Annotated in this window: 12 protein-coding genes; 9 read left to right on the forward strand and 3 right to left on the reverse strand. The window is 71.1% G+C overall.

Annotated features, from left to right (window positions below):
* Positions 1-106: 106 nt before the first annotated feature.
* The 6 genes from DTL70_RS24380 to DTL70_RS24400 all read left to right on the forward strand — a co-directional run bounded on the left by DTL70_RS24380 (position 107) and on the right by DTL70_RS24400 (position 7708).
* Positions 107-1033 carry a proline dehydrogenase family protein gene (locus DTL70_RS24380; RefSeq protein ID WP_114024092.1) on the forward strand — a complete coding sequence of 309 codons (927 nt, stop codon included), beginning with the start codon at positions 107-109 and terminating at the stop codon, positions 1031-1033.
* Positions 1034-1112: 79 nt separating this feature from the next.
* Positions 1113-2744, forward strand: coding sequence for an L-glutamate gamma-semialdehyde dehydrogenase (pruA, locus tag DTL70_RS24385; RefSeq protein WP_114024093.1), 1632 nt, complete (start codon positions 1113-1115; stop codon positions 2742-2744).
* Positions 2745-3038: 294 nt separating this feature from the next.
* Entirely contained in the window at positions 3039-3167 is a 129-nt protein-coding gene (locus DTL70_RS34825) for a hypothetical protein (RefSeq protein WP_281278721.1), read from the forward strand.
* Between the two features lie 178 nt (positions 3168-3345).
* Complete coding sequence (locus DTL70_RS24390; protein WP_114024094.1) at positions 3346-4410, forward strand: 3-isopropylmalate dehydrogenase; 1065 nt, start codon at positions 3346-3348, stop codon at positions 4408-4410.
* A 303-nt stretch (positions 4411-4713) separates the two neighbouring features.
* A complete protein-coding gene (locus tag DTL70_RS24395; RefSeq protein WP_114024095.1) occupies positions 4714-5820 on the forward strand; it encodes a branched-chain amino acid aminotransferase in 1107 nt (368 codons plus the stop codon).
* Positions 5821-6061: 241 nt separating this feature from the next.
* On the forward strand, positions 6062-7708 hold the full coding sequence (locus tag DTL70_RS24400; RefSeq protein ID WP_114024096.1) for an alkaline phosphatase D family protein: 1647 nt from the start codon (positions 6062-6064) through the stop codon (positions 7706-7708).
* Here DTL70_RS24400 and DTL70_RS24405 read toward each other — a convergent pair.
* Positions 7671-8231 carry an ATP-binding protein gene (locus DTL70_RS24405; protein ID WP_114024097.1) on the reverse strand — a complete coding sequence of 187 codons (561 nt, stop codon included), beginning with the start codon at positions 8229-8231 and terminating at the stop codon, positions 7671-7673. The two genes, DTL70_RS24400 and DTL70_RS24405, sit on opposite strands and share 38 nt — an antisense overlap.
* 132 nt (positions 8232-8363) lie before the next feature.
* Between DTL70_RS24405 and DTL70_RS24410 the strand changes: the two genes are divergently transcribed.
* The 3 genes from DTL70_RS24410 to cimA all read left to right on the forward strand — a co-directional run bounded on the left by DTL70_RS24410 (position 8364) and on the right by cimA (position 11344).
* Entirely contained in the window at positions 8364-9200 is an 837-nt protein-coding gene (locus DTL70_RS24410) for a helix-turn-helix domain-containing protein (protein WP_114024098.1), read from the forward strand.
* Complete coding sequence (locus DTL70_RS24415) at positions 9197-9409, forward strand: DUF397 domain-containing protein (RefSeq protein WP_114024099.1); 213 nt, start codon at positions 9197-9199, stop codon at positions 9407-9409. Before DTL70_RS24410 ends, DTL70_RS24415 begins: the two co-directional genes overlap by 4 nt.
* Before the next feature lie 321 nt (positions 9410-9730).
* Positions 9731-11344, forward strand: a complete 1614-nt coding sequence (gene cimA, locus DTL70_RS24420) for a citramalate synthase (protein ID WP_114024100.1) — start codon at positions 9731-9733, stop codon at positions 11342-11344.
* A 57-nt stretch (positions 11345-11401) separates the two neighbouring features.
* On the opposite strand, the gene DTL70_RS24425 is transcribed toward cimA, so the two are convergent.
* Positions 11402-11956, reverse strand: a complete 555-nt coding sequence (locus tag DTL70_RS24425) for a TetR/AcrR family transcriptional regulator (RefSeq protein WP_114024295.1) — start codon at positions 11954-11956, stop codon at positions 11402-11404.
* A gap of 136 nt (positions 11957-12092) precedes the next feature.
* Positions 12093-13127 (reverse strand): agmatine deiminase family protein, encoded by a 1035-nt coding sequence (locus tag DTL70_RS24430; RefSeq protein WP_114024101.1) that lies wholly within the window; start codon positions 13125-13127, stop codon positions 12093-12095.
* Positions 13128-13171: the final 44 nt, after the last annotated feature.

Genomic DNA, 13171 nt, shown 5'->3' on the forward strand with positions numbered 1-13171 from the left:
CTTCGAGGTGGCTCAGCGCACCCGCTGTCCGGTACCGCCGTGAGGCACCGCCCCCAGCACCCCGCGCCGCCGAGCCGCCCACAAGAACAATCCGTGGAGGTGCCCCGTGCTGGGACCCGTGCTCCTCGCCGCCGCGCGCAGCGACAGCATCCGCCGCCTCGTCTCGGCCGCTCCGGTCACCCGCCCGATGGTGGACCGGTTCGTGGCGGGCGAGCAGCTGGAGCAGTGCCTGACCAACGTCACCTCGCTCACCGGGCGCGGCATGCAGGTCACCGTCGACCACCTGGGCGAGGACATCACCGACCGCTCGGAAGCCGTCCGCAACCGCGACGCCTATCTCGCGCTGACCGACGCGCTGGCCGGTGCCGGGCTGGCCGAGCACGTGGAGATGTCGGTCAAGCTCTCCGCCTTCGGGCAGGCCCTGCCGGGCGGACACGACCTGGCGCAGCGCAACGTGCTGCCCGTCGTCGAGGCCGCCACGGCCGCAGGCACGACCGTCACCCTCGACATGGAGGACCACACCACGGTCGACTCCACGCTGGCGATCCTCGGACAGCTGCGCGAGCGTTTCCCCCGCACCGGGGCCGTCGTCCAGTCCTACCTCTTCCGCACCGAGGACGACTGCCACGCGCTGGCCGGCGAGGGCTCCCGCGTCCGCCTCGTCAAGGGCGCCTACAAGGAGCCCGCCGCCGTCGCCTTCCAGAACAAGGGCGAGGTCGACAAGGCGTACGTGCGCTGCCTGAAGGTCCTCATGGCGGGCAAGGGCTACCCGATGGTCGGCTCCCACGATCCCCGCATGGTGGCCATCGCCCAGGACCTCGCCGAGCGTTACGGTCGGAAGAAGGACGAGTACGAGTTCCAGATGCTGTACGGCATCCGCGAGGCCGAGCAGGAGCGGCTGGTCGCGCAGGGCCACGGCATGCGCGTCTACGTCCCCTACGGCACGGACTGGTACGGCTACTTCATGCGCCGCCTCGCGGAGCGCCCCGCCAACATGGGCTTCTTCCTGAGGTCCCTCGTCAGCCGGGGCTGAGAAGGTGACGCCCGCACCGTCATCGGCCTGACGGCCCCACCTACACGACGCCCGAATCCCTCGATCACAAGGAGCAACCGTGGACGCTGTGACCCAGGTCCCCGCCCCGTACAACGAGCCGGTGCACGGCTACGCGCCCGGCAGCCCCGAGCGCTCTCGCCTGGAGGCCAAGCTCAAGGAGCTGGCCGACAACCCCCGCGAGCTGCCGATGACGATCAACGGTGTCAGGCGCATGGGCGGCGGCGAGCGCGTCGACGTCGTACAGCCGCACAACCACCACAAGGTGCTGGGCACCTACGCCACCGCCACCCGCCAGGACGCGCAGGACGCCATCGACGCCGCCCTCGCCGCGGCCCCGGCCTGGCGCGCGATGTCCTTCGACGACCGCGCGGCGATCATCCTCAAGGCCGCCGAGCTGCTCTCCGGACCGTGGCGCGAGACGATCGCCGCCTCCACCATGCTGGGCCAGTCCAAGACCGCCCAGCAGGCCGAGATCGACGCCCCTTGCGAGCTGATCGACTTCTGGCGCTTCAACGTGCACTTCGCGCGTGAGCTGATCACCGAGCAGCCGCTGATCCAGCCGAACGGCATCTGGAACCGCATGGACCACCGCCCGCTGGAGGGCTTCGTCTACGCGATCACGCCGTTCAACTTCACCGCCATCGCCGGCAACCTGCCCACCGCGCCCGCCCTGATGGGCAACGTCGTGGTCTGGAAGCCCTCTCCGACCCAGACCCACGCCGCCGTGCTCCTGATGGAGCTGCTGGAGGAGGCCGGGCTGCCCAAGGGCGTCATCAACCTGGTGACCGGCGACGGCAAGGACGTCTCCGAGGTCGCCATCCCGCACCCGGACCTGGCCGGCATCCACTTCACCGGCTCCACCGCCACCTTCCAGCACCTGTGGAAGAGCGTCGGCGAGAACATCGCGACCTACAAGTCCTACCCGCGCATCGTCGGCGAGACCGGCGGCAAGGACTTCATCGTCGCCCACTCCTCCGCCGACCAGGCCGTCCTCAAGACCGCCATCACCCGCGGCGCCTTCGAGTACCAGGGCCAGAAGTGCTCGGCCGCCTCCCGCGCCTACCTGCCCCGCTCCATCTGGGAGAACGGCTTCAAGGACGAGCTGGCCGCCGAGGTCCGGGGCCTGACCATGGGCGACGTGACGGACCTGGCCAACTTCGTCGGCGCCGTCATCGACGACCGCGCCTTCGCCAAGAACAAGGCCGCCATCGACCGCGCCAAGGCCGACCCGGCCTGCGAGATCGTCGTCGGCGGCACCTACGACGACAGCGTCGGCTACTTCGTCACGCCCACCGTCATCGCCTGCTCCGACCCCGAGAACGAGGTCTTCAAGACCGAGTACTTCGGCCCGATCATCGCCGTCCACGTCTACGAGGACGAGAACTGGGAGGCGATGCTGGAGCAGATGGAGTCGGCCTCCGCTTACGCACTGACCGGCGCCGTCCTCGCCAAGGACCGGGCCGTCCTGGCCGCCGCGTCCGAGAAGCTGCGGTTCGCCGCCGGCAACTTCTACCTCAACGACCGGCCCACAGGATCCATCGTCGGCCAGCAGCCGTTCGGCGGTGCGCGGGCGTCCGGCACCAACGACAAGGCCGGCTCCAAGTTCAACCTCATCCGCTGGTCCTCGCCGCGCGCCATCAAGGAGACCCAGGTGGCGCCGACCGACTACCGCTACCCGCACATGGGCTGACACCCCCAGCCCCCACACGTACCGGAGGCCCGGCCCGCGAGGGCCGGGCCTCCGGTACGTGTGGCCGAAACCGTGTGGCTCTCGTCTCAGATAGTAGGAAGCCCAACTAATTGGCGAGACAACACGGCTTCCGGCTCCTATCTTTGTAGGAAGCCGATCGTTCCGCTCGACCGAGCATCTCGCGGATGCGACGCCCGTGCCTCCGGCAGGTGACCCCTGCCGCACCGGCGGTCCCCGCACCTTTGGCTGTTCCGGCAGATCTCTCCTCGCACCGCGCAGAAGGAGTTGTTACCCATGGCCACGCCCACAGCCGACCACGTCCCCGCCTCCCGCCTCCGCCGCTCGCGAGCGGCCGCACAGCTCCGCGAGGAGGACCGCCGCAATGCGGCGAAGGCCTTGCAGCGAGCCTTCGACCGCCGCTGACCATGCCCGTGGGGGCATGGTGGCCCCCCTTGGTCTTCTCCTTCTTTCGTGAGGGTGCCCTCGGCCGTGGTGGGGGCTCCGCCCCCAGGAGCCCCCACTCGGCGTGCTCAGCGCACAAAGGGTCCGCCATGCGGACAACCCCGTGTCACCGCATGGGACAACGAGTAGGCTCCGCCGCATGTCTTCAGGAACGGCCTCCCACACGGACCGCACCATCGACCTCGCAGTGATTTCCGGCGACGGAATCGGCCCGGAGGTCGTCGCCCAGGGCCTCAAGGTCCTCACCGCCGTCCTCCCGCAGGAAGTGAAACTGGAGACGCACGAGTACGATCTCGGCGCCAAACGCTGGCACGCGACGGGCGAGACCCTCACCGACGCCGAGCTGGAGAAGCTCAAGGGCCACGACGCGATCCTGCTGGGCGCCATCGGCGACCCGGGTGTGCCCTCGGGCGTGCTGGAGCGCGGCCTGCTGCTGAAGCTGCGCTTCGCCTTCGACCACTTCGTCAACCTGCGCCCCTCGAAGCTGTTCCCGAACACGACCTCGCCGCTGGCGGGCCGCCCGGAGATCGACTTCGTCGTCGTCCGCGAGGGCACCGAGGGACCGTACGTCGGCAACGGCGGCACGATCCGCAAGGGGACCCCGCACGAGGTCGCCAACGAGGTGAGCGTCAACACCGCGTACGGCGTGGAGCGGGTCGTGCGCGACGCGTACGCGCGGGCCCAGGCCCGTCCGGCGAGGAAGCTGACGCTGGTGCACAAGAACAACGTCCTGGTGCACGCGGGCCACCTGTGGAAGGACACGTTCGACCGGGTGGGCCGGGAGTTCCCCGAGGTGAGCACCGACTATCTGCACGTGGACGCGGCCACGATCTTCCTGGTCACGGACCCGGCGCGGTTCGACGTGATCGTCACCGACAACCTGTTCGGCGACATCATCACCGACCTCGCGGCGGCCGTGAGCGGTGGTATCGGTCTGGCGGCGTCCGGGAACATCAACCCGACCCGCGAGTTCCCCTCGATGTTCGAGCCGGTGCACGGCTCCGCTCCGGACATCGCGGGCTCCGGCAAGGCCGACCCGACGGCCACCGTGCTCTCCGTCGCGCTGCTGCTGCGCCACCTGGGCTTCGAGGCGGAGGCCGCCCGGGTCGACGAGGCGGTCACCGCGGACCTGGCGGAGCGGGGCGAGACGGCTCGCACCACGGACGAGATCGGCGAGGCGCTGGCCGCCCGCGTGGCCGGCTGACACCTCCGGCGGGCGCTCTCGCCCCGGAAGCCACCCAGCTGAGGACCGCCGTCGCGAAGACGGCGGTCCTCACTGCGGCCGCGCCTCACCCCAGGCGGCGCCGTCGCCGCGTACAGCGGCTCGTACCCGCGTCCGAAAAAGGTTGACCCCCGCGCGATAATCGGGGGTGAGGGACCGCCCCATGGGGGAGGACTCGGACGTCCGAGCAGTACGCGCCGCAGCCAGGGGAGTGACCGGGAGAGCGGCCACGCTCTCCCGGGCCGCCGGGGCAGGTCCGCAAACGTACGAGCGAAGGACGCGGACATGACGACGCCCCGTATCGATTTCGACCGCAAGCCCGCGGCGCAGCCGGTCGCTGACGCCGAGCGGGAGGCCGTGCTGGCGAACCCCGGGTTCGGGCGGTACTTCACCGACCACATGGTCACCATCCAGTGGACCGAGGGCCGGGGCTGGCACGACGCGCGGCTGGAGCCGTACGCGCCTCTCCAGCTCGACCCGGCGAACATGACGCTGCACTACGCGCAGTCGATCTTCGAGGGGCTCAAGGCGTACCGGCAGCCCGACGGCTCGGTGAAGGTCTTCCGTCCGGACGCCAACGCCCGGCGTTTCCAGCGCAGCGCGCGGCGTCTGGCGATGCCCGAGCTGCCGGTGGAGACGTTCATCGAGGCGTGCGATCTGCTGGTGGGGCAGGACAAGGCGTGGGTGCCGAGCGAGGGCGAGGCCTCGCTGTACCTGCGGCCGTTCATGTTCGCGAGCGAGGTGGGGCTCGGGGTCAAGCCGGCGAACCAGTACACGTTCATGGTGATCGCTTCCCCGGCGGGCTCGTACTTCCCCGGTGGGGTCGAGCCGGTGTCGGTGTGGCTGTCCGAGGAGTACGTGCGTGCGGCGCCGGGCGGCACGGGTGAGGCGAAGTGCGCGGGCAACTACGCCGCCTCGCTGGTCGCCCAGGCCGAGGCGGCCGAGCACGGCTGCGATCAGGTGGTCTGGCTCGACGCGGTGGAGCGCCGGCACATCGAGGAGATGGGCGGCATGAACCTCTACTTCGTCTACGGTTCGGGTGCCGACGCGCGGATCGTCACTCCGGCGCTGACGGGGACGCTGCTGCCCGGGATCACCCGTGACTCGCTGCTGAGGATCGCGGCCGACATGGGCTACGAGACGGGCGAGGCGCGGATCACGACCGACGAGTGGCGTGCGGGCAACGCGGACGGCTCCCTCACGGAGGTGTTCGCGTGCGGTACGGCGGCCGTGATCACCCCTGTGGGTGAGGTGAAGTCGTCGCGGGACGAGTGGAAGGTCGGCGACGGTACGGCGGGGGAGATCACGCTGAGGCTCCGCGAGGCGCTGCTGGCCGTCCAGACGGGCCACGCGGAGGACACGCACGGCTGGATGCACACGCTGGGCTCCTGAGCCGGGCGCTGAGCCAGGTCCTGGGCCACCGGCCCCGAGCCGGCCCCGAGCCGGGTCCTGGCCGCGTTCCGAGCCGGGTAAGTCCTGGAGGACATCGCGGGACGTGTCGTGGTAAGTCCGGAACGGATCGCGTGTACATGTACCTGACATGCGGCGGTGGGGCGTCCGTGGCCGCCGGGTCTCCCCGCGGCGCTGGGATGACGGGTGTCATCGTCCGTCTCCCGGAAGGCCGCGATCCACGATGCCGCACCTTCAGGTGTCCCAGCAGGAGCAGGCAAGTCAGCAGGAGACAAGAAGGGCGGCGGCGGCACTGGGCCGTCGCCGCTTCCTGACCGTTACCTCGGCCGCCGCGGCGCTCGCCTTCGCCACGAACCTGCCGGGCAGCGCCCGGGCCGCGGAGGCCGACGCCAGGTCGGCGGTGAAGGCCGAACCCTTCACGCTGGGCGTCGCCTCCGGCGATCCGCTGCCCGGATCCGTCGTGCTGTGGACCCGGCTGGCGCCCGAGCCCTACGAGAGCGGCGGCGGACTGCCCAGGGCCCGCATCGCCGTCCAGTGGGAGATCGCCCACGACCGCCGCTTCCGCCGCGTCGCCCGGCGCGGCAGCGCCACCGCCCACCCCGAGCTGAACCACACCGTGCACGTGGAGGCCGAGGGCCTGGACGCGGACCGCGTGTACTACTACCGCTTCCGCGCCGGCAAGTGGACCAGCCCCGTCGGCCGCACCCGCACCGCACCCGCCGCGGGCGCCGACCTGGGCGAGCTGCGGCTGGCCGCCGTCTCCTGCCAGGCGTACCACGACGGCTACTACACCGCCCACCGCCACCTCGCCGAAGAGGACGTCGATCTGGTCTTCCACCTGGGCGACTACCTGTACGAGTACGCCGTCGACGCGCACGGCGGCGCCCGCGCGTACACCGACCGGACCCTGCCGGCGGTCTTCGACCGCGAGATGGTGACGCTGGAGGACTACCGGCTGCGATACGCCCTCTACAAGAGCGACCCGGACCTGCGCGCCGCGCACGCCGCCCACCCCTTCCTCGTGACCTGGGACGACCACGAGACGGAGAACAACTACGCGGGCGACGTGCCCGAGGACGACGGCTCGGCGCAGGACTTCCTGGTGCGCCGGGCCGCCGCCTACCGCGCGTACTGGGAGAACCAGCCGCTGCGCCGCCCGCAGAAGCCCGACGGGCCCGACATGCGGCTCTACCGCAGGCTGCGCTTCGGGAAGCTGGCCCAGTTCGACATCCTCGACACCCGCCAGTACCGCTCCGACCAGGCCTACGGCGACGGCGCCCAGCGCCCGGGCCCCGAGTCCGAGGATCCGTCGCGCACGATGACAGGCGCCGCTCAGGAGCGCTGGCTGATCGACGGATGGCGGGCCTCGGACACCCTGTGGAACGTGGTGCCCCAGCAGGTGACCTTCTCCGAGCGCCGCACCGACGACACCCCGGGGTACAAGGTCAGCATGGACGCCTGGGACGGCTATCCGGCCTCCCGCGCGCGGCTGCTGGCGGGCGCGGAGTCGGCGGGGATCGAGAACCTGATGGTGCTCACCGGGGACGTCCACAAGGGCTACGCGTACGACATCAAGCACGACTTCGGGGACCAGGACTCGCGCACTCTGGGTACCGAGATCGTCGCCACCTCCATCACCAGCGGCAAGGACGGTGAGGACAAGCCCGGCAACTGGGACGCCTACCGGGGCGCCAACCCGCACATGAAGTTCTACAACGGCCGCCGCGGCTATGTGACGGTGCGGCTGGACAAGCATCAGGGCCGGGCCGACTTCCGCACGGTCACCGCCGTGACGAAGCCCGGCGCGCCGATCAGCACGGCCGCCTCCTTCGTCACCGAGGTGGGCAGCCAGGGGCTGCGGGAGGTGTGAGCAGACGCCGGCGGCCGCCCGTCGGACCGACGCCGAGGCGGAGCTCCGCCCACACGGTCTTCCCCGACGGCGGCCGATCGGCGACGCCCCAGCGTGCTGCCACGGCCTCGACCAGGCACAGGCCGCGACCGGACTCCTCGTCGGCGCCGGGAAGCGGACGCGGAGCGGTGGCCGACTCCGAAGGCGTCGGCCACCGCTCCCCGCGCCCGTCCGCGACCTCGACGCGCAGCGTCCTGGGCAGGAGTAGCCCAGGACCGAGCGTCAGCCGCAACTGGAAGTCCCGTCCGGCCAGCCGCCCGGACGGCACGCAGCCGTGCAGCACGGCGTTGGCCGTCAGCTCGCCGATGAGCAGCGCCGCCCTGACGCTGACGTCACTGTCGTAAGGCCAGCCCCAGTCGGCCAGGCGCTGCACCCCCATCAGCCGGGCGAGGCGCGCCCCCCGCCGGGTGGAGCTGAAGAGCTGGCTGAACTCGTGGACGGGCGAGGGGATCGAGGTGGGGATCGTGCGTGCTGCGTTGTGCATGGGTGGGCTGTCTCTCTGTGAGGGCCGTGGACCAGTTGTCACGATGCGCATTCAGAGAGTGATCGAGCCGCGTACGCTCCCGGAAGGGGCGACATCTCAACAACGCCCGTGTCACGGAGAGAAGCTGATCGCATGGCCCATCACCAGTCGAAGGACCTCGACCCCTACACCTCGCCCCGCGCCTTCTACGGCTCGGAACTGCGCCGCCTGCGCGAGGCGGCCAAGCTCAGCCAGGAGGGACTGGGGGACCGGGCGTTCTGCTCGGGCGCGTACATCGGCCAGTTCGAGACCGGCGCCCGGCGCCCGCAGACCGAGCTGTCGCGGAGCTTCGACCAGATCCTCGACGGCGGTGAGCACTTGCAACGCCTGTGCAGGCTGGCCCGCAAGTCGAAGCATCCGGACTACTTCGCAGACGCGGCGGAGTTGGAGGAACTGGCGCAGACTTTCTGTGAGTTCTCGCCCATGCTGGTGCCGGGCTTTCTCCAGACGGAGGCATACGCGAGAGCGCTCACCCGGGCGGCGGTGCCGCTCGCCTCGGAGGAAGAGGTCGAAGGGCATGTAGTGGCGCGCATGGAACGCGGACGACGGTTGCTGGACTCAACAGGCCCCCAGTTGTGGGCCATCGTGCATGAGGCAGCGTTGCACGTGTCCGTCGGCGGAGCCGAGGTCATGGTCGGACAGTTGGCGCACATCGCGGCGGTGACGCGGAGCCGAAGGGCCATCGTTCAAGTCCAGTCCTTCGACGCTGGAGTGCACCAGCTCATGATGGGCGTCACGATCCTGATGAGCTTCAGCGACGCACCTCCGGTCGCATACACCGAGGGGGCGCATACCGGCCAACTCATCGAGGATCCGGCGCTGGTGGCTCAATGCCAGGCGTCGTACGATCTGGCCAGGGCCGCCGCATTGCCGCTGACGGCGTCCTTGGAGTTGATCGAGACGGCGGCTAAGGAGCACCGGAAATCATGATCTCCGCTGACGAACTCAGCAGCGCCGTTTGGCGGACCTCCTCCTACACCAACGGTGAGGGGGGAGCATGTGTCGCGGTGGCGGACGGTTTTCCCGGGGTTCTTCCGGTCCGCGACACCAAGTGCCCCGAGGGGCCCACGCTGGTCTTCCCGGCGGGTAGCTGGGACGCCTTCGTCCGTACGGTACGGGGCTCCTCCGTCACTCGCTGAGACGGGGCCCGCACTCAGGGGCGGGCTTCCGCATGGTGAGACGCGTTGGGGCATGGCGGGCGGGCGTGCCAATATGGCGGGGTGCCCTCGTTCGTCATGATTATTGGCAGCAGGCGCGCCGGTCCGCAGTGACCGACTGCCGTGGAATCACCGCACGGCGGCGGCCACCGTGCCCCAGGCCCGCGCGCAGACCTCTCGCACCCGCGAGAGGTTTTTTCGTTTTCCGGCCCACCCGGCCGGGGGCGGACGCCGCGAGGGATGATGGGGGCAAGTGGAGCGCTTCCTTCCGCAACCACTGAACCCTTCCAGGAGCCACCAGCCATGACACTCCGGACCCCGGACGACAGCTTCCACGTCTTCGACACCACCCTGCGTGACGGAGCGCAGCGCGAGGGCATCAACCTGACCGTCGCCGACAAGCTGACCATCGCCCGCCACCTGGACGAGTACGGCGTCGGCTTCATCGAGGGCGGCTGGCCCGGCGCCAACCCGCGCGACACCGAGTTCTTCGCCCGCGCCCCGCAGGAGATCGACTTCGGCAACGCGCAGCTCGTCGCGTTCGGGTCCACGCGCAGAGCGGGCGTGCCCGCGCAGATCGACCCGCAGGTCACAGGGCTGCTCGACTCCGGTGCCCCGGTGGTCACGCTGGTGGCCAAGGCGCACGATCGGCACGTCGAGCTGGCGCTGCGCACCACCCTGGAAGAGAACCTGTCGATGATCGCCGACACGGTCGGTCACCTGCGCGAGAAGGGCCGCCGCGTCTTCGTCGACTGCGAGCACTTCTTCGACGGCTACCAGGCCAACCCGGACTACGCGAAACAGGTCGTGCGGACCGCGCACCAGGCGGGCGCCGACGTGGTCGTGCTGTGCGACACCAACGGCGGCATGATCCCCGCCCGCATCCAGGCCGTCGTGCGCACCGTCGCCGCCGACACCGGCGCCCGGCTGGGCATCCACGCGCAGGACGACACCGGCTGCGCCGTCGCCAACACCCTGGCGGCCGTGGACGGCGGCGCCACCCACGTCCAGTGCACCGCCAACGGCTACGGCGAGCGGGTCGGCAACGCCAACCTCTTCCCCGTCGTCGCCGCGCTGGAACTCAAGTACGGCCAGCGCGTCCTGCCCGAGGGCGCGCTGGCCGAGACCACGCGCGTCTCGCACGCCATCGCCGAGGTCGTCAACCTCACCCCCTCCACGCACCAGCCCTACGTGGGCACCTCCGCTTTCGCGCACAAGGGCGGCCTGCACGCCTCCGCGATCAAGGTGGATCCCGACCTCTACCAGCACATCGCCCCCGAACTGGTCGGCAACACCATGCGGATGCTGGTCTCCGACATGGCGGGCCGCGCCTCCGTCGAGCTCAAGGGCAGGGAGCTGGGCTACGACCTGGGCGGCGACCGTGAGCTGGTCGGCCGGGTCGTCGAGCGCGTCAAGGAGCAGGAGCTCAAGGGCTACACCTACGAGGCCGCCGACGCCTCGTTCGAGCTGCTGCTCCGCGACGAGGTGCACGGCGGCGCCGCCGGTACGGCTCCCCGCTTCTTCCGCGCGGAGTCCTGGCGCACCATCGTCGAGCAGCGACCCGACGGCGAGCAGGTCAACGAGGCGACGGTGAAGCTGTGGGCCAAGGGCGAGCGCATCGTCGTCACCGGCGAGGGCAACGGGCCCGTCGACGCGCTGGACCGCGCACTGCGGGCCGGCCTGGAGCGCATCCACCCGCAGCTCGCGCGGCTCAACCTGGTCGACTACAAGGTGCGCATCCTGGAGGGCACCCACGGCACGTCGTCCACCACGCGGGTGCTGCTGTCCATGAGCGACGGCAGCGCGGAGTGGACGACCGTGGGGGTGGGGGACAACGTGATCGCCGCCTCGTGGCACGCGCTGGACGACGGCTACACCTACGGGCTGCTCCGCGCCGGGGTCGAGGCACGCGACTGAGGCCCGGCGGCGGGGCGACCCGCCGCCGGCCCCCCGCCCCAGGGGGAGGGCGCCGGGTCAGGGAGTGCGGGAGGGCGGGGTGAGGGCCAGGTCGAAGTGGTCGCGTACATGGCCCAGCACCCTCTCCCGCTCCACGCCGGGCAGCCCCACCACCAGGTGGCTGCCGAACCCGTCGAGGAGGGCACGGGTACGGGTGGCGAACCGGTCGGCGTCGACGGCGGCGAACTCGCCCGCGGCCGCGCCCTCCACCAGCAGCGCCACCAGGTCGCGGTGCCAGCTCAGCTCCAGCTCCAGCTGGCGTGAGCGCGCCTCGTCGTCGGCCAGCTGCGAGCGGTTCCACACCTCGAGCCACAGCGCCCAGTGCGGGTCGCGGTGGCCGTGCGGCAGATAGAGCTCGACCAGCGCGTCCAGCCGCTCCCTGGCAGGCACCCGGCGGGCGAGGGCGGCGCGGCGCTCGACCCCCAGCTGTTCCTCGCTCCACTGGAGGGTCTGGAGCAGCAGCTCGTCCTTGGTCTTGAAGTAGTAGACGAGATGGCCACTGCTCATGCCGACCTCGCGTCCGAGCGCGGCCATCGTGAGCCGGTCGAGACCGCGTTCGGCGATCATCTCCATGGCGGTGGCGAGCACCTGTTCGCGGGGCTGCGCCGCGCGGCGGCCGCCTCTGGGCTGCTTCGTCCCGGTCCGCACGACCACCGCCGTATCCCTCCGCCGTCCACGCGTGGCAATCCGGCCGGTCAGCCTATCCGGCTCACGGGCGGGGCTGCTGCTGGGTGAGGCAGTGGATACCGCCCCCGGCGGCGAAAATGGTCCTGGCGTCCACCAGCGTGACCGTCCGCTGCGGGAAGAGGCGGCGGAAGATCCCCGCCGCGTGTTCGTCGCGCGGGTCGCCGAAGCCGCAGAGCACCACGCCGCCGTTGCACAGGTAGTGGTTGACGTAGGAGTAGTCGACCGGTTCCCCGTCCTCGGTGTGGGTGACCGTAGGCGCGGGAAGTTCGACCACCTCCAGCTCGCGGCCGCGCGCGTCGGTGGCGGCGCGCAGCAGCTTCACCGTCTCCTTGCACAGGTCGTGGTCGGGGTGCGCCGGGTCGGGCTGGGTGTGGGCGACGACGACGCCGGGCGCGGCGAACGCGGCCACCAGGTCGACGTGGCCGCGGGTGCCGTAGGTGCCGTAGTCGGCGGTCAGCCCGCGCGGCAGCCAGAGGGCCTTGGCCGTGCCGAGCCGCGCGTGCACCTCGGCCTCCACCTCCTCGTGCGTCCAGCCGGGGTTGCGTTCGGCGCCCAGCTGCACCGTCTCGGTGAGCAGCACCGTGCCCTCGCCGTCCACGTGGAGGCCGCCGCCCTCGTTGACCAGCGGCGAGGAGTGGACGGGCACGCCCGCCCGCTCGGCGACGAACCCGCCGACCAGCTTGTCCTTGTCCCAGCGCGCCCACTCCTGGGCGCCCCAGCCGTTGAACGTCCAGTCGACGGCCGCCAGCCGGCCGCCCTCGGTGACGAAGGTGGGGCCGATGTCGCGCATCCACGCGTCGTCCAGGGGCTGCGTGACGACCTCGATGTCCGAGCCGAGCTGCTCGCGCGCCCCGGCCACGTCCCGCGGGTCGGCCACCACGGTGACCGGCTCGAAGCGGCGGACGGCGCGGGCCACCCGCGCCCACGCGCTGCGGGCCTCGGCCAGCTTCGAGGCGTCCTCGAAGGTGGGGTTGTGCGCCGGCCAGGCCATCCAGGTGCGCTCGTGCGGCGCCCACTCGGGAGGCATGAAGGGGGCGGCGGGCGTTGCGGTGCTCATGGAAGGGCGTTCCTTGCAGTGCTCGAAGGAGACGGAGAGGAGGG

Origin of the sequence: Streptomyces diacarni (genome assembly GCF_003323715.1) — a bacterium.
GTDB lineage: Bacteria > Actinomycetota > Actinomycetes > Streptomycetales > Streptomycetaceae > Streptomyces > Streptomyces diacarni.

Bases quoted from the DNA above. Each gene is read 5' to 3' on its own strand.
- DTL70_RS34825 (WP_281278721.1), top strand. From the start codon at position 3,039: ATGGCCACGCCCACAGCCGACCACGTCCCCGCCTCCCGCCTCCGCCGC.
- DTL70_RS24390 (WP_114024094.1), top strand. From the start codon at position 3,346: ATGTCTTCAGGAACGGCCTCCCACACGGACCGCACCATCGACCTCGCA.
- DTL70_RS24395 (WP_114024095.1), top strand. From the start codon at position 4,714: ATGACGACGCCCCGTATCGATTTCGACCGCAAGCCCGCGGCGCAGCCG.
- DTL70_RS24400 (WP_114024096.1), top strand. From the start codon at position 6,062: ATGCCGCACCTTCAGGTGTCCCAGCAGGAGCAGGCAAGTCAGCAGGAG.
- DTL70_RS24405 (WP_114024097.1), bottom strand. From the start codon at position 8,231: ATGCACAACGCAGCACGCACGATCCCCACCTCGATCCCCTCGCCCGTC.
- DTL70_RS24410 (WP_114024098.1), top strand. From the start codon at position 8,364: ATGGCCCATCACCAGTCGAAGGACCTCGACCCCTACACCTCGCCCCGC.
- DTL70_RS24415 (WP_114024099.1), top strand. From the start codon at position 9,197: ATGATCTCCGCTGACGAACTCAGCAGCGCCGTTTGGCGGACCTCCTCC.
- cimA (WP_114024100.1), top strand. From the start codon at position 9,731: ATGACACTCCGGACCCCGGACGACAGCTTCCACGTCTTCGACACCACC.
- DTL70_RS24425 (WP_114024295.1), bottom strand. From the start codon at position 11,956: ATGGAGATGATCGCCGAACGCGGTCTCGACCGGCTCACGATGGCCGCG.
- DTL70_RS24430 (WP_114024101.1), bottom strand. From the start codon at position 13,127: ATGAGCACCGCAACGCCCGCCGCCCCCTTCATGCCTCCCGAGTGGGCG.